The organism is Neobacillus niacini (genome assembly GCF_031456445.1).
GTDB classification, from domain to species: domain Bacteria; phylum Bacillota; class Bacilli; order Bacillales; family Cytobacillaceae; genus Neobacillus; species Neobacillus niacini_I.
Map to the genome: position 1 here is coordinate 204,069 of NZ_JAVDUQ010000004.1, position 22,009 is coordinate 226,077.

A 22,009-nucleotide genomic window follows, 5' to 3' on the forward strand; every position below is an offset into this window, starting at 1 on the left:
AACCCAAATCTTTATCGGGATGAGGTGCTTTTTTATTCGACAAAAATTGGGTGGGGACAGGTACCGCCCGGATTTTGCCGAACCAATTAAAACAATTTCATCTGCTCCGATACATGCTTTCCATCGCCCAACACATATCCCATCGAATTGTATCCGCTAAGCCGTTTTTCGTACATCGCTTTTAGTATCGGGACTTTTTCATCTACATAATCATAGACTTGGACTTCCTGTTTGCCTTCGTATTCACGGTGAAGGCGGCCGACATATTGCTTTAGTGTGCCCGTCCAGGAGATTGGCATCGTTAAAAATAAGGTATCCAGCCTAGAATCGTCAAAACCTTCGCCAATATATTTTCCAGTCGCGATAATAAGTCTTTCCTCGTTATCCGGTATTTTTGCTAACCGCTCAAGCTCTTTTTTCTGGTCTTTCTTCTTCATATTCCCAGCAAGCACAATAATATTTTTAGCAAACCGATTGAATTGTTTTTTCAAAGTTTCCAAGTGTTCAAGCCGTTCTGTTAAAATAATTGGGCAACGTCCTTCCTCCAATGCCTTAAGCACATCATCAAAAATTAGAAGATTCCCCGCTTCGTCCGCAGTCAACTCCTCATAGATATCGTGAAATTCTGTTTTCTTCGTAGTAAATTGAGTCTTCCTCGTAATCAACCGATGGCCAAACGGTCGAACTTTTGCCTGAGATTTCGCATCGATTTTACAACGGATGGGACCGCACTGCATCGTGATAATCGGATGCATCCCATCCTTCCGTTTCGGCGTAGCGGTCAGTCCTAATACATATTTGGGCCGTATTTGTTTTAGGATATTTTCAAATGTGACCGCTGAAATAATATGGCATTCGTCTACAATAATTTGCCCATACTGGGTGATGAATGATTTCAACTGTCCACCGTAATTCAAGCTCTGAATTGTTGCAACATCGACTTTTCTCGTAATATGATTTTTTCCGCCGCCAATTTGGCCAATCTCCTTTGGAGAAACATTCAAAAAGTTTGCGAGTCTTTCCACCCATTGCTTCATTAATTGCGTGCGATGGACAATGATGAGTGTGCTCACCTTTCTTTTTGCAATGATGGCTGTGGCTACAACTGTTTTACCAAAGCCCGTAGTTGCCGAAAGCGTACCATGATTATCTTTTACCAAAGTGTCTACAACCTCTGACTGCTGTGATGATAACTTCCCATGGAAATCAACAGCAATGCCTTCACCTTCATACATACGATCAATGATTTCCACTTTAATGGATTGCTTTTTAAGTAAATCTAGTAATTTCTCCAAACTGCCCCGCGGCAGCACCAAATTGTCCTGTTCATAATAAGCAGATTGAATGGTTCGCGGGATCCCTTGAGTAGAAAATCTTTTTGCCTGAGCTTTGTAAAACTCTGGATTATTAAAGGAAGCGATATCGGTGATTTGCGATACCAAAGAAGAAGGAATTCCGCTCTGCTTAATATGAATTCCCTTTTTTAATTCAACTTGAATTACCTCCGGTGGTGTCACTGGTTCATCCATCTCTTCACGAATAACCGTCCGAATTTCTTCCTCCGTCATTTTACGGACTGTTGATAAATACAGCCATTGATCTGGATACGGTATAAAATGTTCATCAATAAAAAGACTGTTTCCTTTTTGCCCAGGCCCCTTTTGAAGCGGCAAGGCAATAAGATTACCGAATCCACCTTCTTCCAAAGCATCTTGGTTGGGAAACATCCGATCAAACGATTCCAGGGTAAATCCATCATTCTGCTCTTTTGTTTTTTTTAAAAGAAACCTTCCTAATCTTCTGGCGGTCGCAGCAAAAATGGCTGAAGAAAAGAAAATCCATACATGGGCACCGTTTCCCGACCTGGATCTTTCAATATGGTATGGAATTTTTAAGTTCTTACAAGTTTCCGAGAATGCTAAAACATCTTGCTGCCATTGTTTTTTATCAAAATCAACTGCTAAAAACGTACAGGTGTTGTCTTGTAATAAAGGATAAATTCCAATTGTTTTTTTGCCGTTAATGTGGGCAATAAGAACCTGATCTGTTAACGGAAGGAGCTTGCGATGCTGACATTGATTGCATGGTAGATCCGGTTTTTGACAAATCGGTTTCTGCCATTCTAGTGCACACGCGGGAGCATACCCCTTACCGCCCTTTTTAGATTCCCAGCGCAGCGCATAAAAATCTGTCCTGCCTGTAAATAAACTTTTAAAAATTGCTATTTTATCTGCTAAAGGAGACTTCTTTGTCACGATCTCACCAGGATGAATCCTGCTATGGTTATGCATCATCTTAACCATCAGTTGTTTTAAATAATAGTTTTCCTTCCTCAGATGTTCTAATTGTTCCTCCATCTCGATCCCTCAGTCTACATTTTGAATAATACTATTATAGCCAATTAGTTTAGGAGAATATCAAAGAGAAGGTTCATAGGTATTCGACAAAATCCGCGCGGTCCTAGGCACCGCCTGAATTTTGTCGAACCCCACCCCCTTGTAATAATTTGTTCAAACCTTTATTACGTATTTGTGAAACAGTGAACAAATAACTCTTATTTCAAGATAAACAGATTATAATATAAGTGTAATCAAGTTATTAATAAAACTTTTTCTAAAAAGGGGTCTTTTATATGTTTAACCAATTTTTAAGAGAGAACAAAGTTGCTGCTGCCGTTCTTACTGTCATTCGGTTATACCTTGGTTATGAATGGATGATGGCCGGTCTTCACAAACTTACAGGTGGATTTGATGCTACGGGCTTCCTAAAAGGAGCTATTGCCAACCCTGTCAAAGGTCCGGATGGAAGCATCGTCTACGCCACATACGTTGGATTTTTAAAACATTTTGCCCTTCCAAATGCGGATCTTTTCAATACAATGGTTCCACTAGGTGAGTTCCTTGTTGGTTTAGGGCTAATTCTTGGATGCTTAACAACGGCTGCTGTATTCTTTGCACTAGTTATGAACTTCGCTTATGTCATGGCCGGAACAGTTTCTAGCAACCCAATGGATATTTTACTAGGGGTTATCATTATCGCAGCTGGTTACAACGCTGGTCGTTTTGGGCTCGATCGCTGGGTGTTACCGTTTATTCGTAGAACAACTGTGAAGGGAAATAAAGCGGTGAACCACACCGTATAACATTAAAGCACCACACTCCCGGATTTTTAAAAGGAGTGTGGTGCTTTTTACATTGGACAAATTTCGGGTCGTGCCTGGCAATAAAAGGATGTGGGCAGCCTGACGAAGGTTTCTTTTAAGCGTTAAAAACATAAGTAATAAAAAAGAAACAATCAATGAGGAAATGATGATTTTCTTTTCTTTCGACATAATTCGACCTCCCTCTCGCAGAAGTATGTCCAAAATGAGAAATATTATTATTTCTACCGGTATTAAGTTTTGAAAAAAAATATTTCGCAATCCTAAATTCTATACTTTCCCGCTGCCACTGAAGTATAATAAACAGGAGATTTGGGGCGTTTTTCCAAAATTAGAGGGGAGACTACCTTTGAACTCGTGAAACAAATAAAAGGCAAAGGAGAAAGTTCGAATGAATTTTGTTACTTTAAATAACGGTGTAAAAATGCCGCAGCTTGGATTTGGTGTTTGGCAAGTTGCCGAGAACCGGGCAACAGCTACCGTTGCCAAAGCAATTGAAGTTGGTTATACATCCATCGATACAGCGATGATTTACAAAAATGAAGAAGGCGTGGGAAAAGCGATTAAAGAATCTTCCGTTCCGCGCGAAAACCTCTTTATTACAACAAAAGTTTGGAACAGCGATCAAGGCTATGAAAACACATTGCGTGCCTTTGACGAAAGCCTGGCAAGATTAGGTCTTGATTACGTTGATTTATATTTAATCCACTGGCCTACACCTCAATTCGATCAATACGTTGATACATATAAAGCCTTAGAAAAGCTCTATCAGGATGGCCGTGTGAAAGCAATCGGTGTTTGTAACTTTGAAATTGAACACTTAGAGCGCCTTTTAAAGGAATGTGAAATAAAACCTGTTTTGAATCAAGTGGAGTGTCATCCATACAATGCCCAAAATGAATTAAAGGATTTTTGTGCAAAACATGATATTTTTGTAGAAGCGTGGAGCCCGCTTGACCAAGGCGGAGAAGCATTACAAGATGAAGTGATTCAAAAGATTGCGGAAGCACATAGCAAAACACCTGCTCAAGTCGTGCTGCACTGGCATTTACAAAACAACACGATTGTCATTCCAAAATCGATTACTCCATCAAGAATCGAAGAGAACTTTAACGTATTCGATTTCGAACTTACCGCAGATGAAATGCAGCAAATCAACCAGCTAAACCGTAATCGTCGTAAAGGTCCACATCCAAACGATATGAATATGCGATAAGATTTTACGTAAAAAAGCCCGTTCCAGCCAGCCGCTGGAATGGGCTTTTTTCACCTATCTTTTTGGAACACTATTCCTCATGTAACGCAAAATAAAGCATCTCTGTTATGGCTGCCACCGCTCCTAAATGAGCGTATTTTTCTTCCCAAATTTCCTCATCAAATTTTTGCATAAGACAACTCTCCCTTTTTTTGATTTCCATCCTTACTAATCAATATCAACCATAATGAAAGATTCTAATCAGTTACTTGAAGAATTTTTAAAAAATTCACAAATTAATAAGTTCTCAACAACTGAAATACCCGGAAAGGTTTGATTCAAACACAAAAGCCCCATCTCAGCAATCTGCTGAAATGAGGCATTTTTGGCTTTCAAAATCAGTTCACTTCGGCAACCGAACACCTTTTTAACAACAAGGATAGTACCCTGGATGGCAACAAGGATTATAGGCAGGGAAGCAGCATGGGTTATGCATTGGAAAACAACACGGATCTGGCATCGGGTAACAACAATCGTGAAAATATGGAACCATACAGTGTTGCGGTTGCACTTGCGGAGCTACGTAAGGCATTGGGGTTGGAATATTTGCAGGTAATACATTGGGTGCAATATTAGGCGCAATGTTTGTAGGCATCACATTCGGCAAGTTGGACATTACATTCGGCATATTGGACATTACATGCGAACTTCTATAAATCATATTTTCCATTTTCCTCTCTCCTCATCTAACAAAATTCAAATTCAACATAGTGTATGTGTCCAATAAGAGAGAGGAATAGACATTCCCCCATTTTATAAAAGAACATTCCCAATCGACAAAATTCGGGTGGTAACAGGCACCGCCCGAATTTTGTCGAACATTATTTCTTCGTGATTCCATTCACATCAATAAACGGAGTTGCTCCGCCTGTAACGCTTGGCAGCTTTCCGTCCCATTTTTCGAGGGCTTTTTCTTGGACTTCGATTTGTTTGAGTTGGATGAGTTCTGGTGTTACTTCGAGTTTTTTCAGCTTTAAGGCTTGTGCTTCTGCCTCCGCTTGGGTGACTTGCTGCTGGGCTTCGATTTTGACTCGCTCTAAATCCCGTTTAGCCTTGAGCGCATTTTGTTCCGCCGTTTGTTTGGCTTCAATCGCTTTATTGAACTCCTCACTAAAAGCGAATTCCTTAATATTGATATCTTCTAATTTCATAAAATACTTCGTTAGCTTTTTGCCAAGCATCTCCTTCACTTGTGCCGAAACCTCCGGTCGTTTGGAAATGAGTTCTTCCGCTGTATACTGAGCCGTTATCGCTTTAAGTGACTCGGCAATCGCCGGATCCACAATCCGGGAACGATAATCCAACCCGATTTCTTGGTAAAGTTTATTGACCGCTTCGGGATCGACTGAGTAGTTGACCGCCACCTTGGTCGTGACGATCTGAAGGTCTTTCGAAGCAGCCGACTGCGAGCTTTCTTCTTTTTGGACGCGAACCTCAATCTCCTGGACCGTTTGCATGAACGGAATCCTAAAATGAAGCCCTTCTGATAAAATCGTCGGTTTCACCGCCCCAAATTGCAAAAGGACTCCCCGATTACCTGATGACACTGTCGTGAGGGAAGAAAACACAAGAATCAAGACCACAATCGCCACTAGACCGCCTACTATCGACTTTCTGTACTTCATTCTTTCGGCCCCCTCTTTAATTGGCATTAAAATAATCTATGAGTGTCAATCCACATTTATGATGGTTTTTAGTTGTTAACAGAGTGGTCTCATAAACAAAATGACAACATTTTTAATCTCATCCCTAATCCATTTCCTTAATGACCGAAAATAGATTATACTGGACTAACTACCACTACTAAAAAGGAGGAAATCCCCATGACAGAGAACCATCAAGCTGAAGCACCAAAAAAGAAGATTAGCCTGCAGGAGGCAATGAAACAGCAGCTCGAAAACAAAAAGAATCAGAACTCCGCTGGTAAAGGAAAAGCAACTGGCGACCTTTCCGCAAAAAAAATGAAAAGCCAGCAAACGAAGAAACCTAGCAATACCCGTAGAAAAATGGGCGTTTAGTGTAATGAACGGACAAAATCGGAAAGACGTATTACCGGGATTGACGGTTGATATCGTTTTAAAAGCAGATCAAAGAACAGGAAAACGAACTAGAGGCATCGTAAAAGATATCCTCACCAAATCAGCCACCCATCCTCACGGAATCAAAGTAAGGCTGACAGACGGAAAAGTTGGACGCGTCCAAGTCATTCACAATCAATAAAAGCATTCAGGGTCTGCACCTTGAATGCTTTTTTATTTTTTAAAAAATTTGGGTGCTAACAGGCACCGCTCGAATTTTGTCGAATGAAAATATGAAATTTTCACCAAAAATGGTGGTCGTTTTTTATCTTCGTGTTATATAATATTATCAATCAATTAAAACTGTTATATAATACAACTATTTAAAAAATACTTATAAAAGGGGTTTTAAAGATGAACAAAACAGACTCTATTGCACGTAGAATTCTAGGTTGGAAATTAAATCGATGGGATCGTTGGTATGATTATGAAAACCGTACTTTCATCCATGATTCCGAATTTCAACCGGAGCATAACCTTGATCATGCGATGCGCATCGTGGAAAGATTAGAACAGTTCGGGTATACCTTTACGACAAATGAAAATTCAGAGGCTTGCTTTAATGATGTGCGTGGGACCGGCGTAACGTTGGCACAGGCAATTACGAATGCAGCCTACGCCATTATTGAAAACAACTCAATCGTCAGCAGTTCAAGAGTATGGCAGAAATTATGCTAAAAACACATTTCACCTTGTGAGGGAGGAAGATTTTCCGGCTCCCTTGAGTAATGGTGTCCTTCATTGTCTAATGAAGGACACTTTTTTTTATTTATGAAAATCCTGTCCTTCCGACACCTGTCGAATATGGAAAATCCTTAGTTGTGATAAGGCACCAAAATGGTCCCAAAACCACTTTTACATCGCCTTAATATTGTCAAATCTTAGTGGGTTATAGATTCATATATGCTGATACAATGAAGGCAAGGAAGAGAAAAAGATTATTTTCTAGGAGGATGATGGAGATGTTAACGATTTGCTCAAGAATTGTGGTTCCGTATGATCAATCTGAATTAAGTAAACAGGCGTTGGAAACAGCGATTACTCTGGCCAAACAAGACGAAAGAGTGGAATTGAATGTTATTACCGTTATAAATACTCAAACGGCGGTCTATAACTACGTTACTTTTGACAGTGATCCCGTGCGTCAAGCGCAGCTGGCTGAAGCCAAAGAAATGCTCAATGAGGTAAAAGAAAAGCTATCAGGCCTCCCAAACAAGGCAAGAACCTTTATCATTGAAGGAAGCCCTGCCATGTCAATTGTGGATTTCATTGTGGAAGAAAACGCTGATCTTGTTGTGATGGGAAGCCGTGGATTGGGTGGATTAAAAGAATTATTCCTTGGAAGCGTCAGCCATTACGTAGTACAAAAATCTCCATGCCCGGTATTTATCGTTAAATAACATCCAATTACTATCATTAACCAAGTTTTTTCCGCTTATAAACACAATCCACCCTATGCTTTCGACAGCGTAGGGTGATTGCATATAATTGCCCCATGATAATTACAAATGGATAATAATCAGGCTATTCGTTTCTATCAAGAAGCATTTAAATGGGCAAATCGTTTAATGTTCGATTAAAAGCTATAAATCTTGATCGTGAAGGATTAAGGAGGAGTGCTTGATTGGAACTTCTCCTGTTTATTTTTGAATGTTTACCCCAAATTATTGTCAAATATTGGAATACAGAATAGCTAAAATGACTTCATCCTCATTCTTTTTCTTCAGAATAACTAAAATTAAAATTAATACCATATACAAAAAATTGATTTACAAGATTCCTTTTTCTAATAATTTTCCCGTACAGAACAAGATCTTTATTGCTTAATTTCAGCTTTATTCGATACATGCTTAAAAAATTAACGGTAAATTCAAATTTGCTAGCAAATTTTAACCCGCTGGCACTCATATCGATGACATAGATGTCCTTTTCCCCAGATGTTTTAAAATCAGTATTAAATGACATGGTAATAAGTTCAATCGATGCCTGTATTGGCTTCTTAAATTCGACTCTATTAAATTGTCTGCGATTAATTCCCTTATTCATGGATTCTCCCGAAGCCGCAAAAAATGATAAACATCTTTGATCCTAAGCCTTTTTCTCTGGGTTATTTTTCTATATTATAATCTATCATTGTCTTAAAAAATAGAAAAAAAATAGGAAGTACCCACTTTTGTCCGATTGTATTTATTTTCCCCGTATCAGTTTAGAAAATGGAGGTTTTGGCGATGCTGATAGCAGAAGCCAAATACAAATAAAAGTAGGGAATGGAGAAATGAGTAGAGATTTAACCAGTATTTATCATGAACTTACGGTTATGAAAACACTAGATTTAGAGGAATGTAACCGGGAGCTTCAGAAAAACCATACCGATACCGTAAAAAAAGCCTTAACGGTCTATAAAACAGAACTACTCGAATGCCTGGAAATGTATGACCATTATTTGAGTAGTAGATAAAGAAAACTCGCCGATTGGCGAGCCCCTAAGGGCGAAGACAGAGGCGTAGTTGCACTTATGCGTAATAGGAAAGGACCTTGTCAAAAGGTCCTTCTTTGCATTCTAATTAATGGAAATAATCATAGGTATTCTTCGCTAGCAATAAAAAAGTGACGGTAATGAACAGGGCGCGGACGTAGCCGCTTCCCCGTTTAATCGCAAACCGCGAGCCGACAATCGAGCCCGCTATTTGAGCAATCCCCATTGGAATCCCATAAGCGTAATGGACTTGCCCCAAATACATGAACATGATCAGGGCTGCAATATTACTGCCAAAGTTCAAAAACTTCGCATTCCCCGCAGCCTTCAAAAAATCAAAACCAATCATCAAAAACGCGAACATTAGAAAGGAACCTGTCCCGGGACCGAGAAATCCATCATAAAAACCAATCGTAAAAATGGCAAAGATAAAAAGGGCCATGTGCTGGAAGGATAATTTTTTAACGCTGGAAATACTACCCCAATCTTTTTTGAAAATGGTATAAATCGCAACAGCCGCGAGCATGACCAGCATCAACGGCTTCAACAATTCCGGATTCATTAAATGGACCGTCCAAGCGCCGATCATCGAGCCGATAAACGTGAGCGGAAATAGCTTATACACAGACTTTAAATCAAGCTTGCCGGAACGATAAAACATAATCGTACTCGTCAAAGAGCCGATTGTCCCTGCCAATTTATTCGTCGCAACCGCCGCCGCCGGCGTCAGACCCGTAAACAACAACGCAGGCAACGCAATCAGCCCGCCCCCGCCAACAACCGAATCAATGAAAGCCGCTAAAAAACCAAAGACAATCAAAATAACCAACAAAGACGGATCAAAATGAAAAAACATCTAATCAACCTTTCAAATCACAACTACTAGCATTCGACAAAGTTTGAGGCGATGCACTGTCCCCGCCCAAATTTTGTCGAACCAAAAAATCAATACCTTTGCTTCTGATGCCACTCCCATGCCGTGGCAATGATTTGCTCTAAGTTCCCTTCCGCTTTCCACCCTAGTTCGGAATAGATTTTTCCAGATGATGCTACAAGTCTGGCCGGGTCTCCTGCACGGCGGTCCGCCATTTCCAAATTCGCCTTCAAACCGGTAACTTTTTCACAGGTTTCAATCACTTCTTTTACCGAATAACCAAGCCCGTTGCCAAGATTATAGACCTCTGCTGATTTCTTCCCTGTTAATAAAGCTTCAAGCGCACGGATATGTGCATTTGCCAAATCGGTCACATGGATATAATCGCGGATACAAGTGCCGTCATGGGTATCATAATCGGACCCAAACACCGCGACCTTCTCCCGAGTTCCCAATAATTGTTGGAGAACAATCGGGATTGAGTGGGTTTCCGGGTTATGGCTTTCACCGATTTCTCCCAACTCATGCGCCCCTGCCGCGTTAAAGTAACTAAGCACCACATAATTCAAACCGTAAGCATTTCTAAAATCAGCAAGAATTTAGCTTGAAAAAATCATGTTCAGATCTTCTTCACCCTTTACAAAAATCGCCCTTTGGTCCACTGCCTCCCGATGCCCCGTCTACAAGTTATCCAGCACAAGCACATCTTCCGTTTCCACCAATTCCTTCACAAGATGACTGCCAATATACCCAGCCCCGCCAACAACAAGAATCATGCTGATTATTTCCTTATCCTAAAATTCATTTGAAAAAAATCCTTGCTCCATTATAACAGTTTATCGATGGGCCAATCCAATTTTCCTTTTCTAGTCATATGAATTTACGGCACCAAACTGCTTATTTTTTAATAAAATAAAATTCTGACCCCAAAATTGCTTTTGCTATTTTGGGTTGATAAACTAAATTTACCTCGAGATGAAGAGGGGATTTCCGAAATGATTAATAAAATTGGTAAAGTGACAGTGTATGTAAATGTTGAACCTCTCATGACTGAAGTCACGAGATTCCTGCTTCATTGGGAACTGCACCACACTATGTAGCGTCTTACACTCCCTCCATTGCCCAAAAGCTCGACAAACAGCATCTTGAGATGCTGACAGGCACAACCCGTAGTTCCTACGGTGGGGGAAAAATACATATGTTAATTAAAAATTAGGCTACTTCAGAACTAGCATATAGTTAGTTTAAAATACGAATACCTTCCTCTTTAATATTCTTAGCTGCATTCACATCTCTGTCATGTTTCGTTCCGCAATTTGGACACACCCAATCTCTATCAGAAAGAGATAACATCGTGTTCTTCTCATGACAACCATTACATTGCTTAGAAGAAGCAAAGAAACGGTCCACAGGAATGACTTTTTTATTTGCCCAATCAGCTTTGTAGGAAACAAACGTTTTAAACATGGACCAACTAACATCCGCAATACTGCAAGCTAACTTTTTGTTTTTAATCATACCTTTTACATTTAAATCTTCTAAAACAATGACTTGGTTTTCGTTCACTAGTTTACGAGATTCTTTATGTAAAAAGTCTTTACGCATATTGGCAATATGAAGATGCAATTTACTTATTTTTTGTTGTAGTTTTTTATAATTGGAACTACCAATTTTCTTGTTTTTCAATTGACGTTGTAGTTTCGCTAATTTCTTTAGTTTTGTTTTTAAAAACTTTGGATTATCTACCTTTTTGCCATTGGAGTCAATGTAAAAGTGGTTTAATCCTAAATCTAATCCGATAATTTTATCTTCTGAAACAGTAGAAAAATCTACTGTTTCAGGTAAATCGATTATTTCTTCAATTTTTAAGGAGACGTAATATTGACCACTACTATGGTATTTAATTGTAGCTGTTTTAATTTTTCCTTTTAAACCATTTTCTTGAAACATCTTACAATGTTTCTTTGAAAGACGAATTTTTACTTTCCCTAACTTAGGTAGTTGAACCATTTGGTTTTGAATATCTAATTTAATATTTCCATTGGTTTCTTTGGTCGTATAACCTTTTTCAGATTTATGTTTGGATTTGAATTTTGGGAATCCATTTTGACCTTTAAAAAAGCGTTGAAAGGCATCTTCTACAGATTCCATCGCTGTTTCTAAGGCGAATTTGTCAGCTTTTTTTAGCCAATTGAACATAGGATGTTCTTTTAGAACATTAAATGATTTTTTAAAATCACCCACACTTAATGTTTCATTAGTTAGTCGATACACTTCTTTTCGTTCGCCTAAATAGAAGTTGAAGGCAAAGCGAGAACATCCTGCTGTTTGATGGATTTGTTCCTTTTGTTTTTTGTTTGGTTCCATTCGGAGTTTGAGACCATAATGACGTAGTTTTAAACCATCTTTAGCTAATTCTTCATTCTTTTCTTTGGTTGTTTTTCTTTTTGCCATTTGACTCACCTCCATTTGCTAAGAATATTTTACCAAAAAACCAGAACACTTGTCCTGTAAAACACTTTTATTTTCAAAAAAAATATGCCCTAAGTCACGACTGAAGTCACGAGTGTGCGGGCATAAATCATCAAACTGAATGTGGACCAAAAAGATATGGAGAAGGCATAGAAACCTGGGGACGTTTCTTCTTTAACTGGACTACGTTATGGACAGTTAGAATAAGAGTTTGGGAGATGAAAGGGAATAAACTCCCCTCTAGTGGATTTTTCTCAAACACACCAATGGCCGGAGGTGTTCCTTTGATCAGCTGAAGTAAAGCTTTTAAAAATATAGAAAAGGTGCCTGCATTTACTTAAAATATCCAAACACATACAAATAGAATAAGGTAAAAAATATGGATAGAATAATTGCTCCTATTGGCTTTTTAAAATGTAATCTCAGCATAATGAACATGGTGAAATCAAACAGAATGGACCAGCCTAAATTCCAGCCATGCTCATAGCGAACATGCTGAAACTGATAAAGCACTACTTCTCCTGCAAAAAAAATGGTAACCCATTTCATAATGTAGAATACTTTTTTCCGCAATGTTCCCTCAGGAAAATTAGATAAGTAAAGAAAGGTTGCAAATGTATTTACGATGAAAACATGCCATAAAAAAATCCCCGTATGACCTTTAAAGAAAAAATCTTGGGAATCAAACCTCCATAAATAAAATTTGCTTGAAGCAAAGAATTTGTATAAAAGATTTGCACACACAATATGAGCAGGAATGAAACACTCTATGGACCTCGTTCGACACATTTCTCGCATAATCCATTCAATCAAACGTTTGATTAAAACCCCAACAATCCCTTTTGAAAAATGAACTCCGTCTAGTTTCCGGGGAAGTTCTTGTCGATAAAAAAGCCTTTGTTATCTTTACGAATTTCCCATCGTCGCAAAAATATTTTATCATTCAACAAACTTCGACCAGCTCCCCCAATTCCGGCTTCCAATCAAACGATTGATTAAAAACAAAGTAACCACTTTTAAAATGGGACATTTCCCCTCCAAGGCTGTAAAAAAATTGTCGAAGGGTGATATGTCGGAATTTCGACTTAGGCAACTCTACCATTTTTCTATAAACATATAGCTAGTACACCTTATAATTTTCTGTTAAGTTAGAATTATCCAATTATTTTTTTAGGAGGTATTAATAGTGAAAAGAGGTTTAAATTTAACCACTACTCTTATATTGGCTTTTCTTTTCATTGGGGGGCTTGCCTTTTATCAATTTAAGGACAATTCCTCAGAATATGAGAAGAAGCAAAATAAATTGGAAGCGAATGCTGTTGTGGGAAAAGATGCAGCAGCGAAAGAGAAAGAAGAACAGACCGGTTATATTGGCGGAGTCCAATACGATATCGGTATTGATAAAAACAGCTCCCAAAAGGCTGTGATAGAAGTCATGCACAAGATGACGCACCAAAAAGTAAAGGCGGCAGAAAAATGGGGCGCAATTCCAATGATTCCAGATACCATTAATCAAGTTTACAACATTGTGAAAAACAGTCATTTCGAGCTAAAGGACGATTTACTAGGCATTCTTAAGAAATGGAAAAAGGGTGATTTTGAAGAAATAGCTGAAGATCATAACTATTTCTGGCAGCACCAAGGCGGCACCATCGGGAAGGCATATGGAAAAATGACCAAAACAGAAGAAGAAACCTTCATTCTTAACAACTTTGGCGATGAAGTAGCAAAAGAAGTAAATGCAAAACCATGATGACCCCCTTCCCCGACAAAATGCAAATTTTCTCGCTTTACCGCTTTAAACTTTAGCGGAGTGGGGGTCAGACCCCAATAAATTCGTTGCTCCTTCAACAAATTTACGGTAATAATCTTTTTGCGGCTCCGGGAAAAACGATAGTATTGTTTCCGTTTTGATATGAAGATTACGAGAATTTGTGACATAAGCGGAATAACTGCTCCAAGGATAGGCTTCAGGGGATAGTACCATGCTGGCTTCGAGAGGATTTAAATGGATATACCTACTAGCATCCAATAAATAAGCCATTGTATCAACAAGTTTTGCTCCATAACGGCCTTGAAAAACATGTCCCTCAAGCTGGTAACGTTTGTTAAAATACATTGCATAACGGGAATTAAGCTTTTGCATGATATCTTTGGGATGATGTTGGATTGTTTCAATAAGGAGATGGAGATGATTGGTCATGAGGCAATAAGCATGGAGATGAAAAGGATATAAACAGCGAACCTCTTCCAATAATTTTAAATAAACTAGATAATCTTGATCATCATAAAAAACCGTAGATCTTCGATTACCACGATTGGTAATATGATACGCAGCACCAGGAAACCAAATACGGGGAGGTCTAGACACCTTGCATGACACCTCTCTTCAAATTTAAAATATTCCAAATCCATTATACAACAACAACCGCCAGATTCCTTCTTATTTCGATAAAATATTTAAAGTGTAATTGTTACACTTTAGCCCTTTAAACTTTAGTAGAGTGGGGGTCAGGATTCGATTACTTTGTTGTTTCCTAGATAAATAGCTACGTGCCAGATGGTATGGGTACCTGGTTGATAGTAGAAGATTAAATCGCCGCGTTGGCGCTGGCTATAGGGCACATGTTTAAATTTTTTCGAGGCAAACAATTTACGGCTGTTCCATTCGTTACCCGGATGCGCATGTTGAATACTCGATACCGGTACCGGATTAATCCCAGCAGCATACAATGCCTGCGTCACTAATCCACTGCAGTCAAGACCATACGTTGGAGACGAAGACGCTCCCACAATATAAGGATTTCCCATATATTGATAAGCCTGCTTAATCATTGCCTCAATATGAGCAGTACGACCGTCCCAAGCATATGCCTTTAGTGGTGCTATATAGCTGTCGATGCTATACCAAGAGCTTTCACTAAACCCTAAACTCTTCCAGGTTTTCACATCCATATTCCCGGTGACCGCCAATTTATGATTCACCTGAAAGCTTCGAACCGCAAACCACGTCGCATTGTTATACTTTGCATATCCATGTGTTCCGATAATCCCTAGTTTACGCATGACTTTCCACGTTTTAACACCTTCAAAGCCGCGTGCTAAATTATAGCCCACTTTCCCTGTCGGCTTAATTTGTTTGTATTGGACCTGGTAATAACGCTTTGGATTTTGATACCCTCTTGTTTTTAAGACCTTTAGTTTATTGGCCGTTACATATTTTCCGTTGGTTAACAGTAAACGTGGTTTGCCTTTATCTGTTTTTACCAAACGTTTTACATGTAAATAGGTATCCTTCTTTTGTAAGGCAATCTTTTGGGTTAATTCAATGTCCTTATATGTATAAGTTGGAATTTTTACTTTTATAATGACAGGATTGCTTGTGTAAAACGATACTTCTTCCGCATGCGCATTGGTTTCAGATACTGTCATACCAAATCCTAAGAGGGCAGCTGTTACTACTAAACTATTAAACCATTTAATTTTCATTCACCTACCTCCCCACAAATATAGTTTTCTAGCAGTTATTAGAAAATTCAAAATTAATCTTATCATACGATTTAAACTCTTACAATGCTTAAGAATATGGGTCAAACCTAAAAGAATGCTCCACTAATAATCCTCGACCATAGAATCATAATGATCCAGCCTCTCTTCTCCGCCTTCTTATTAAAAATATAAAAAATAAAACAATCAGCGCCCCGCTCCCATCAATTAATACATCCTTAAACGAAGCCATTCTACCCGGCATAAAGGATTGGTGCCATTCATCTGTCATGGCATATAAGAAAGCAGCAAGCCACGCAAAGAAATAGGGGAATCGATAGTTGCTCATGACCTTAAAAAACAGAAAAGCAAGGATTCCAAACCCAGAAAGATGACTTGCTTTTCTCATGAGAAAATTCAGCATGTCTATCATTCCTTGACCGGTGCCGGTCGTATTGTGCTCTTTTGTAACCACTTCGTTTAACGCCGATGCGGTACGCTCTCCAGTGAAATAAGGAAGCTGTGTCACCAAAAAGATAATCAACATCCAGATCAGTGCACCAACCAGCCACCATTTTTTATTGTCCTTCATTTTGCTTCACCCCTGATTAATTGCCTTCTCTCCAATAACACTTTATTTTATCAATTATACAAAAAACAGAAAAGGCACCCGATTCTGATTCATATCAATACGTCTCACCATTTTTATTTCACACTTCACCGCTTTAAACTTTAGCGGAGTGGGGGTCAGACCCCCAAATTCTATTCTTTCCGTTTATGCTCTTGCATATAGTCTACATATATACAATTAAATTCAGCTAGAATCTTCCCCGCCTTCATTCCAATTGCCTCCTTATGTTGGTTAACACTTTGTAAAGGATGTGTAAGCGAAATGGATTTAAATTCTTTTATCAAAATATATCAGGAATTTTTAAAAGAAAGTGAGCAAAAGGGGTGGGTGACCAAGGTTCTTATAGAAGAATTCGGAAATCATCTCGCATTTATTAAAAATAGGGAAGGAATAGAAGTGGAATTCTTTATTGAGTTGGACTCGGAAAATGGTGTACAGGTCCGTGATCAATTGCATCCAAGCAGACTGAATTATGGGGTGATCAGACAGGATGGAAAAGGAAACTCATTTGCCAAGGAAGTATTGGATGCATTCAACGAATATTGGGCAAAACATTCTCGCAATCGGAACACAATACATCTCTATAAACCATAAATAATGCCTCCAAAACCATCACAAACGGAGTCCTTTTTGAAAATGGACTCCGTTTATTGTAAAACTCAAAAAATCGCTCATCACAAATCAGGCCTCTCTAATGCCCCAATTAAATTGTCTATGAAAAAAAATCCCCATCTAACCCAGTAAAATGGTATTACCTTTTTCTGATCATAAAATAATAGGATATCCAGCCTATATGGAAAATAATTCTATTTAACCTATTTATCTCTCTATCAAAATGATATGATTTCTCTAACACCACGTTCTGACTTCAATTAAAAAATAGGAGGGATTTTTATGAAAGATTCTGTCTATCTGATTCCCTACAAAATGATTGAGCAGTTAGAAAACGTGAACGAGATTCCAAAAGGTGTTGAATTAATTCGAGCCCCCGAAATGTGGGAGCAATCAACTGGAAAAAACATAACCGTAGCGATACTCGATACCGGCTGTGATACCGATCATCCGGACCTGCAAAACCGAATCATCGGCGGACGAAATTTTACACAAGATGACGGTGGAAATCCTGCTATATTCGAAGATTACAACGGTCACGGCACACATGTCGCAGGTACCATTGCAGCCACTCGAAACAACGCTGGTGTAGTAGGGGTTGCCCCGGAAGCAAATCTCTTAATCTTAAAGGTTTTAGGAAAAGATGGTTCTGGACAATATGACTGGATTATTAACGCCATCTATTATGCAATCGAACAAAAAGTCGATATTATTTCGATGTCATTAGGCGGACCTACAGATGTAAAAGAATTGCATGATGCGATTAAGGAAGCAGTAGTGAACCATCAAATTCTTGTTGTGTGTGCTGCAGGTAACGAAGGGGATGGAGATTCCTCAACCGATGAGTTTGACTTCCCTGGCAGCTATAACGAAGTGATTAGTGTAGGGGCGGTTGACCTGGACCGGCATTCCTCTTATTTTACGAATTCCAACAATGAAGTGGACCTTGTAGCACCAGGTGAAAAAATTACTTCTACTTATCTAAATGGGTCCTATGCAACCCTGAGTGGCACTTCAATGGCTACACCACATGTTTCAGGGACACTCGCCTTATTAAAAGATCTTTCTTCTAAACAGTTTGAAAGAGAGCTGACCGAGCCAGAGTTGTATTCTCAATTGATAAAAAGAACGGTTCCATTAGGAAATTCCCCGAAAGTAGAAGGAAACGGGCTAATCTTTTTAACGCTGTTAGATTTTATTAAAAAAGTTTATGAACAGCAGGATACCAATGTTTTGATATAAAAAATACGCAACCCCTCTGATTCTTCTTTTTCAGAGGGGTTTTACTAAGTTTACAAAAATCTACATCTTGTAAAAAAAAACGCTCGAACGATTGTCCAAGCGTTTTTTGATCATTTCCCTATAAAAAAAAAGATAAATCGCTCAGAATCGTTCTGAGCGACACTCTTACTTTAATTCGTTGTATCTATTGTTAACGGCTTATAAAATTGAAGCAAAGCACTAGTTAGCAAAAAATTTACAATAATTGATTTTCTTTTTGATTTATTATTACTTTTTCAACAAAGTATTGATACCAATAAATAATGATTGCTAAGAAAACACTAATGTTAAAAAAATGGATTGGTCTCATTTTCTTAAATTCGAATACTCTTGCTTTAGTGAAAAATTTAACGATAGGGAATGAAAGTAGAAAATCGAGTACAATATTTAATGTTAAATACTTTATGAAGTTACCATATGTTAATTTAAACACCCAAAGTTATGAAAAATAAACCTAATAAATATGAATAATCTACAGCAGAATACTTAAATATCGGATTTTTAACTTTCCAAAGTTTTTTTCTGTCTGCAACAACACTAAATAGACTTATAATGTAATTAACAAAAGTGGTAGCAGGTAGGAAACGTACAAATGATTTCTTCCCTATAAGAGGAACTGTTAACCAGGGAACGATTAAAATACATAATGACAACAATTTTCTTTTATCAAGCATGTGACTTATCACTGATCCTTTCAAAAAGGAACCTACTCGTTTCCTAAAATGAATAACTTTTTTGTTCATATTTAAGATGTTCATTTGTTTGAAACATTTTTCACCTATCTTCTGCATCGAAGTGGACGATGACGTATAAAACAATAATCAATTTCATCTGAGAAACTAGCAGCGACGCACAAATTTTCATTAGGGAAAAAAATGCGAGTGAACTTGCTAGGTAGGTAGTGGTGGGGGAATTATTAAAGCAACGTGAGAGGAACGCTTTTAAGCACTTCAAACGAGTTAATTTTGTTTGGTTGCTTTCATCCATTCGAGAGAGCCAATCATAAACGGATTCTGCCTTTATTTCGTCCAAGTATGTCAATCCCGTGATCTCTGCAAAATGATTCGCATAAATAGAGTAATCGGTTGTTGTCAGGTTTTATGGGATTTGATGCAAAACCCGTTTTATTCTCTGAAAACAGATCCCAAAATCCTCCGATATTTTAAATACATCCTTCTTTTTTGCAAAAAAAATAACCTCCTTGGATCACTCCTAATTTTAGTCAAATTCGGCTTTTGACCGTTTCATTAGGAACCCAAGAAGGTTTATATATAGCGATTTTCAAAGGAATTAGGTACGCGCCTTAGAGGATTCGAACCTCTGACCGTACGCTTAGAAGGCGTATGCTCTATCCAGCTGAGCTAAAGGCGCATGAAGTTATGTTTTTCGAAGATTTATTACGGGTTATCCAATCTTCACTTTTAGCTGGGGTGCCAATTCCCCTAAAAAATAAAATGGCTCCGCAGGTAGGACTCGAACCTACGACCGATCGGTTAACAGCCGATTGCTCTACCACTGAGCTACTGCGGAACAATAAATATTATGGTGAGTTACTTTGCTATTGCAAAATAACTTTGGTGGGCCTAAATGGACTCGAACCATCGACCTCACGCTTATCAGGCGTGCGCTCTAACCAGCTGAGCTATAGGCCCTTAAAATGGTGGAGGGGGACGGATTCGAACCGCCGAACCCTGAGGGAGCGGATTTACAGTCCGCCGCGTTTAGCCACTTCGCTACCCCTCCAAATAAAAAAAAGAGAGCATAAAATTTTAATGGTGGCTCAGGACGGAATCGAACCGCCGACACAAGGATTTTCAGTCCTTTGCTCTACCGACTGAGCTACTGAGCCACAAAACAACGATGAATATGTATAAATGGCGGTCTGGACGGGACTCGAACCCGCGACCTCCTGCGTGACAGGCAGGCATTCTAACCAACTGAACTACCAGACCAAATTGCGGAGGCAGGATTTGAACCTGCGACCTTCGGGTTATGAGCCCGACGAGCTACCAGACTGCTCCACCCCGCGATAATAAAAAATGCTGAAGATGAAAATTTATGGAGGAGGAAGAGGGATTCGAACCCCCGCGCGGTTTAACCCGCCTGTCGGTTTTCAAGACCGATCCCTTCAGCCGGACTTGGGTATTCCTCCGTGATTAATTAAAGCCTCATACCATTGGAAAACTTGACTGGTCGGGAAGACAGGATTCGAACCTGCGACCCCTTGGTCCCAAACCAAGTGCTCTACCAAGCTGAGCTACTTCCCGATAAACAATGGCGCGCCCGAAAGGAGTCGAACCCATAACCTTTTGATCCGTAGTCAAACGCTCTATCCAATTGAGCTACGGGCGCATTGTTTTATTAAATGGTGAGCCATGAAGGACTCGAACCTTCGACCCTCTGATTAAAAGTCAGATGCTCTACCAACTGAGCTAATGGCTCAAAAAAGTGATGCCGGCTAGAGGACTTGAACCCCCAACCTACTGATTACAAGTCAGTTGCTCTACCAATTGAGCTAAACCGGCATACTTTGAAGATTGTTTTCACATTCGTGTAAAAATAATGGTGGAGGATGACGGGATCGAACCGCCGACCCTCTGCTTGTAAGGCAGATGCTCTCCCAGCTGAGCTAATCCTCCAATTTAATGCAAGTTATTTTCACTCGTACAAAAAAATTTTGGTGACCCCTACGGGATTCGAACCCGTGTTACCGCCGTGAAAGGGCGGTGTCTTAACCGCTTGACCAAGGGGCCGTTGTTTAAAAAAACAACAAAAATAATAGCCCCATAAAAGGGCTTAGCCTGGCAACGTCCTACTCTCACAGGGGGACAGCCCCCAACTACCATCGGCGCTGAGAAGCTTAACTTCCGTGTTCGGTATGGGAACGGGTGTGACCTTCTCGCCATTATTGCCAGACTATTTTTTTGAGGTATCATTCCCTCAAAACTAGATAATACAGAAGAAGTTTTAGTAAAAACGAGTTCACCTAAAGACTATGGTTAAGTCCTCGATCGATTAGTATCAGTCAGCTCCACATGTCACCACGCTTCCACCTCTGACCTATCAACCTGATCATCTTTCAGGGATCTTACTAGCTTGACGCTATGGGAAATCTCATCTTGAGGGGGGCTTCATGCTTAGATGCTTTCAGCACTTATCCCGTCCGCACATAGCTACCCAGCGATGCCTTTGGCAAGACAACTGGTACACCAGCGGTGCGTCCATCCCGGTCCTCTCGTACTAAGGACAGCTCCTCTCAAATTTCCTGCGCCCACGACGGATAGGGACCGAACTGTCTCACGACGTTCTGAACCCAGCTCGCGTACCGCTTTAATGGGCGAACAGCCCAACCCTTGGGACCGACTACAGCCCCAGGATGCGATGAGCCGACATCGAGGTGCCAAACCTCCCCGTCGATGTGGACTCTTGGGGGAGATAAGCCTGTTATCCCCAGGGTAGCTTTTATCCGTTGAGCGATGGCCCTTCCATGCGGAACCACCGGATCACTAAGCCCGACTTTCGTCCCTGCTCGACTTGTAGGTCTCGCAGTCAAGCTCCCTTATGCCTTTACACTCTGCGAATGATTTCCAACCATTCTGAGGGAACCTTTGGGCGCCTCCGTTACTCTTTAGGAGGCGACCGCCCCAGTCAAACTGCCCACCTGACACTGTCTCCCACCCCGAT

The 22,009-nt window shown here is 39.6% G+C and carries 19 protein-coding genes, 14 tRNA genes, 2 rRNA genes and 1 pseudogene; 10 read left to right on the plus strand and 26 right to left on the minus strand.

Annotation, left to right across the window (positions count from 1 at the left end; all coding sequences use genetic code 11):
- Window positions 1-86: 86 nt before the first annotated feature.
- Window positions 87-2,357, minus strand: a complete 2,271-nt coding sequence (locus tag J2Y67_RS06795; protein WP_310172079.1) for a TOTE conflict system archaeo-eukaryotic primase domain-containing protein — start codon at window positions 2,355-2,357, stop codon at window positions 87-89.
- 275 nt (window positions 2,358-2,632) lie between these two features.
- Here J2Y67_RS06795 and J2Y67_RS06800 point away from each other — a divergent pair, with 275 nt between their 5' ends.
- The gene (locus J2Y67_RS06800) at window positions 2,633-3,142 is read left to right on the plus strand and encodes a DoxX family protein (protein ID WP_310172081.1); all 510 of its coding nucleotides are present in this window, start codon (window positions 2,633-2,635) and stop codon (window positions 3,140-3,142) included.
- 409 nt (window positions 3,143-3,551) lie between these two features.
- The gene (locus J2Y67_RS06805) at window positions 3,552-4,376 is read left to right on the plus strand and encodes an aldo/keto reductase (protein WP_310172083.1); all 825 of its coding nucleotides are present in this window, start codon (window positions 3,552-3,554) and stop codon (window positions 4,374-4,376) included.
- 860 nt (window positions 4,377-5,236) lie between these two features.
- Here J2Y67_RS06805 and J2Y67_RS06810 read toward each other — a convergent pair.
- Window positions 5,237-6,040 (minus strand): prohibitin family protein, encoded by an 804-nt coding sequence (locus J2Y67_RS06810; RefSeq protein ID WP_310172084.1) that lies wholly within the window; start codon window positions 6,038-6,040, stop codon window positions 5,237-5,239.
- Between the two features lie 198 nt (window positions 6,041-6,238).
- Between J2Y67_RS06810 and J2Y67_RS06815 the strand changes: the two genes are divergently transcribed.
- The 4 genes from J2Y67_RS06815 (at window position 6,239) to J2Y67_RS06830 (ending at window position 7,893) form a co-directional block, all read left to right on the plus strand.
- A complete protein-coding gene (locus tag J2Y67_RS06815; RefSeq protein WP_310172087.1) occupies window positions 6,239-6,433 on the plus strand; it encodes a hypothetical protein in 195 nt (64 codons plus the stop codon).
- 4 nt (window positions 6,434-6,437) lie between these two features.
- Window positions 6,438-6,635 carry a YwbE family protein gene (locus J2Y67_RS06820; protein ID WP_310172089.1) on the plus strand — a complete coding sequence of 66 codons (198 nt, stop codon included), beginning with the start codon at window positions 6,438-6,440 and terminating at the stop codon, window positions 6,633-6,635.
- A 212-nt stretch (window positions 6,636-6,847) separates the two neighbouring features.
- The gene (locus tag J2Y67_RS06825; RefSeq protein ID WP_310172092.1) at window positions 6,848-7,171 is read left to right on the plus strand and encodes a BC1872 family protein; all 324 of its coding nucleotides are present in this window, start codon (window positions 6,848-6,850) and stop codon (window positions 7,169-7,171) included.
- Between the two features lie 284 nt (window positions 7,172-7,455).
- Entirely contained in the window at window positions 7,456-7,893 is a 438-nt protein-coding gene (locus J2Y67_RS06830; RefSeq protein ID WP_310172093.1) for a universal stress protein, read from the plus strand.
- 310 nt (window positions 7,894-8,203) lie between these two features.
- Here J2Y67_RS06830 and J2Y67_RS06835 read toward each other — a convergent pair whose 3' ends face one another.
- Window positions 8,204-8,539: a PilZ domain-containing protein gene (locus tag J2Y67_RS06835; protein WP_310172095.1), complete on the minus strand. Its 336-nt coding sequence runs from the start codon at window positions 8,537-8,539 to the stop codon at window positions 8,204-8,206.
- A 127-nt stretch (window positions 8,540-8,666) separates the two neighbouring features.
- On the opposite strand from J2Y67_RS06835, the gene J2Y67_RS06840 reads away from it, so the two are divergent.
- Window positions 8,667-8,951 carry a hypothetical protein gene (locus J2Y67_RS06840; RefSeq protein ID WP_310172097.1) on the plus strand — a complete coding sequence of 95 codons (285 nt, stop codon included), beginning with the start codon at window positions 8,667-8,669 and terminating at the stop codon, window positions 8,949-8,951.
- Between the two features lie 106 nt (window positions 8,952-9,057).
- Here the strand turns inward: J2Y67_RS06840 and J2Y67_RS06845 are convergent, their stop codons facing one another.
- The 4 genes and pseudogenes from J2Y67_RS06845 to J2Y67_RS06860 all read right to left on the minus strand — a co-directional run bounded on the left by J2Y67_RS06845 (window position 9,058) and on the right by J2Y67_RS06860 (window position 13,059).
- Window positions 9,058-9,825 (minus strand): TSUP family transporter, encoded by a 768-nt coding sequence (locus tag J2Y67_RS06845; protein ID WP_310172099.1) that lies wholly within the window; start codon window positions 9,823-9,825, stop codon window positions 9,058-9,060.
- 89 nt (window positions 9,826-9,914) lie between these two features.
- Window positions 9,915-10,619: pseudogene (locus tag J2Y67_RS06850) on the minus strand (NAD-dependent epimerase/dehydratase family protein).
- Between the two features lie 463 nt (window positions 10,620-11,082).
- The gene (locus J2Y67_RS06855) at window positions 11,083-12,297 is read right to left on the minus strand and encodes an RNA-guided endonuclease TnpB family protein (protein WP_310172102.1); all 1,215 of its coding nucleotides are present in this window, start codon (window positions 12,295-12,297) and stop codon (window positions 11,083-11,085) included.
- A gap of 351 nt (window positions 12,298-12,648) precedes the next feature.
- A complete protein-coding gene (locus J2Y67_RS06860; protein WP_310172103.1) occupies window positions 12,649-13,059 on the minus strand; it encodes a hypothetical protein in 411 nt (136 codons plus the stop codon).
- A gap of 442 nt (window positions 13,060-13,501) precedes the next feature.
- On the opposite strand from J2Y67_RS06860, the gene J2Y67_RS06865 reads away from it, so the two are divergent.
- Entirely contained in the window at window positions 13,502-14,068 is a 567-nt protein-coding gene (locus J2Y67_RS06865; protein ID WP_310172105.1) for a DUF6241 domain-containing protein, read from the plus strand.
- A 45-nt stretch (window positions 14,069-14,113) separates the two neighbouring features.
- On the opposite strand, the gene J2Y67_RS06870 is transcribed toward J2Y67_RS06865, so the two are convergent.
- The 3 genes from J2Y67_RS06870 to J2Y67_RS06880 all read right to left on the minus strand — a co-directional run bounded on the left by J2Y67_RS06870 (window position 14,114) and on the right by J2Y67_RS06880 (window position 16,393).
- On the minus strand, window positions 14,114-14,686 hold the full coding sequence (locus J2Y67_RS06870) for a transposase (protein WP_310172107.1): 573 nt from the start codon (window positions 14,684-14,686) through the stop codon (window positions 14,114-14,116).
- Window positions 14,687-14,826: 140 nt separating this feature from the next.
- Window positions 14,827-15,804, minus strand: coding sequence for a DUF5776 domain-containing protein (locus J2Y67_RS06875; RefSeq protein WP_310172110.1), 978 nt, complete (start codon window positions 15,802-15,804; stop codon window positions 14,827-14,829).
- A 145-nt stretch (window positions 15,805-15,949) separates the two neighbouring features.
- Window positions 15,950-16,393: a VanZ family protein gene (locus J2Y67_RS06880; RefSeq protein WP_310172113.1), complete on the minus strand. Its 444-nt coding sequence runs from the start codon at window positions 16,391-16,393 to the stop codon at window positions 15,950-15,952.
- 300 nt (window positions 16,394-16,693) lie between these two features.
- On the opposite strand from J2Y67_RS06880, the gene J2Y67_RS06885 reads away from it, so the two are divergent.
- A complete protein-coding gene (locus J2Y67_RS06885; protein ID WP_310172115.1) occupies window positions 16,694-17,026 on the plus strand; it encodes a hypothetical protein in 333 nt (110 codons plus the stop codon).
- A 300-nt stretch (window positions 17,027-17,326) separates the two neighbouring features.
- Complete coding sequence (locus J2Y67_RS06890) at window positions 17,327-18,286, plus strand: S8 family peptidase (protein ID WP_310172117.1); 960 nt, start codon at window positions 17,327-17,329, stop codon at window positions 18,284-18,286.
- 1,336 nt (window positions 18,287-19,622) lie between these two features.
- Here J2Y67_RS06890 and J2Y67_RS06895 read toward each other — a convergent pair.
- From J2Y67_RS06895 to J2Y67_RS06970, 16 genes are all read right to left on the minus strand, one after another.
- Window positions 19,623-19,696, minus strand: a tRNA-Arg gene (locus tag J2Y67_RS06895).
- An 84-nt stretch (window positions 19,697-19,780) separates the two neighbouring features.
- Window positions 19,781-19,855, minus strand: a tRNA-Asn gene (locus J2Y67_RS06900).
- Window positions 19,856-19,900: 45 nt separating this feature from the next.
- A tRNA-Ile gene (locus J2Y67_RS06905) sits at window positions 19,901-19,977 on the minus strand.
- Window positions 19,978-19,983: 6 nt separating this feature from the next.
- Window positions 19,984-20,068: transfer RNA gene (locus J2Y67_RS06910), tRNA-Tyr, on the minus strand.
- A gap of 30 nt (window positions 20,069-20,098) precedes the next feature.
- Window positions 20,099-20,174 (minus strand) — tRNA-Phe (locus tag J2Y67_RS06915).
- A 26-nt stretch (window positions 20,175-20,200) separates the two neighbouring features.
- Window positions 20,201-20,277: transfer RNA gene (locus J2Y67_RS06920), tRNA-Asp, on the minus strand.
- A 3-nt stretch (window positions 20,278-20,280) separates the two neighbouring features.
- Window positions 20,281-20,354: transfer RNA gene (locus J2Y67_RS06925), tRNA-Met, on the minus strand.
- A 30-nt stretch (window positions 20,355-20,384) separates the two neighbouring features.
- A tRNA-Ser gene (locus tag J2Y67_RS06930) sits at window positions 20,385-20,477 on the minus strand.
- A gap of 38 nt (window positions 20,478-20,515) precedes the next feature.
- A tRNA-Pro gene (locus J2Y67_RS06935) sits at window positions 20,516-20,592 on the minus strand.
- An 8-nt stretch (window positions 20,593-20,600) separates the two neighbouring features.
- A tRNA-Arg gene (locus J2Y67_RS06940) sits at window positions 20,601-20,677 on the minus strand.
- A gap of 14 nt (window positions 20,678-20,691) precedes the next feature.
- Window positions 20,692-20,767 (minus strand) — tRNA-Lys (locus tag J2Y67_RS06945).
- Between the two features lie 10 nt (window positions 20,768-20,777).
- Window positions 20,778-20,850: transfer RNA gene (locus J2Y67_RS06950), tRNA-Thr, on the minus strand.
- Between the two features lie 38 nt (window positions 20,851-20,888).
- Window positions 20,889-20,964: transfer RNA gene (locus tag J2Y67_RS06955), tRNA-Val, on the minus strand.
- Between the two features lie 39 nt (window positions 20,965-21,003).
- Window positions 21,004-21,078: transfer RNA gene (locus J2Y67_RS06960), tRNA-Glu, on the minus strand.
- A gap of 46 nt (window positions 21,079-21,124) precedes the next feature.
- Window positions 21,125-21,241: ribosomal RNA gene (rrf, locus tag J2Y67_RS06965) — 5S ribosomal RNA — on the minus strand.
- Window positions 21,242-21,320: 79 nt separating this feature from the next.
- Window positions 21,321-22,009: ribosomal RNA gene (locus J2Y67_RS06970) — 23S ribosomal RNA — on the minus strand; the annotation flags it as partial.

What these genes read in the sequence shown, in the direction of transcription:
- J2Y67_RS06795 (WP_310172079.1), bottom strand. Translation starts at nt 2,357, where the DNA reads ATGGAGGAACAATTAGAACATCTGAGGAAGGAAAACTATTATTTAAAA.
- J2Y67_RS06800 (WP_310172081.1), top strand. Translation starts at nt 2,633, where the DNA reads ATGTTTAACCAATTTTTAAGAGAGAACAAAGTTGCTGCTGCCGTTCTT.
- J2Y67_RS06805 (WP_310172083.1), top strand. Translation starts at nt 3,552, where the DNA reads ATGAATTTTGTTACTTTAAATAACGGTGTAAAAATGCCGCAGCTTGGA.
- J2Y67_RS06810 (WP_310172084.1), bottom strand. Translation starts at nt 6,040, where the DNA reads ATGAAGTACAGAAAGTCGATAGTAGGCGGTCTAGTGGCGATTGTGGTC.
- J2Y67_RS06815 (WP_310172087.1), top strand. Translation starts at nt 6,239, where the DNA reads ATGACAGAGAACCATCAAGCTGAAGCACCAAAAAAGAAGATTAGCCTG.
- J2Y67_RS06820 (WP_310172089.1), top strand. Translation starts at nt 6,438, where the DNA reads ATGAACGGACAAAATCGGAAAGACGTATTACCGGGATTGACGGTTGAT.
- J2Y67_RS06825 (WP_310172092.1), top strand. Translation starts at nt 6,848, where the DNA reads ATGAACAAAACAGACTCTATTGCACGTAGAATTCTAGGTTGGAAATTA.
- J2Y67_RS06830 (WP_310172093.1), top strand. Translation starts at nt 7,456, where the DNA reads ATGTTAACGATTTGCTCAAGAATTGTGGTTCCGTATGATCAATCTGAA.
- J2Y67_RS06835 (WP_310172095.1), bottom strand. Translation starts at nt 8,539, where the DNA reads ATGAATAAGGGAATTAATCGCAGACAATTTAATAGAGTCGAATTTAAG.
- J2Y67_RS06845 (WP_310172099.1), bottom strand. Translation starts at nt 9,825, where the DNA reads ATGTTTTTTCATTTTGATCCGTCTTTGTTGGTTATTTTGATTGTCTTT.
- J2Y67_RS06855 (WP_310172102.1), bottom strand. Translation starts at nt 12,297, where the DNA reads ATGGCAAAAAGAAAAACAACCAAAGAAAAGAATGAAGAATTAGCTAAA.
- J2Y67_RS06875 (WP_310172110.1), bottom strand. Translation starts at nt 15,804, where the DNA reads ATGAAAATTAAATGGTTTAATAGTTTAGTAGTAACAGCTGCCCTCTTA.
- J2Y67_RS06880 (WP_310172113.1), bottom strand. Translation starts at nt 16,393, where the DNA reads ATGAAGGACAATAAAAAATGGTGGCTGGTTGGTGCACTGATCTGGATG.
- J2Y67_RS06885 (WP_310172115.1), top strand. Translation starts at nt 16,694, where the DNA reads ATGGATTTAAATTCTTTTATCAAAATATATCAGGAATTTTTAAAAGAA.
- J2Y67_RS06890 (WP_310172117.1), top strand. Translation starts at nt 17,327, where the DNA reads ATGAAAGATTCTGTCTATCTGATTCCCTACAAAATGATTGAGCAGTTA.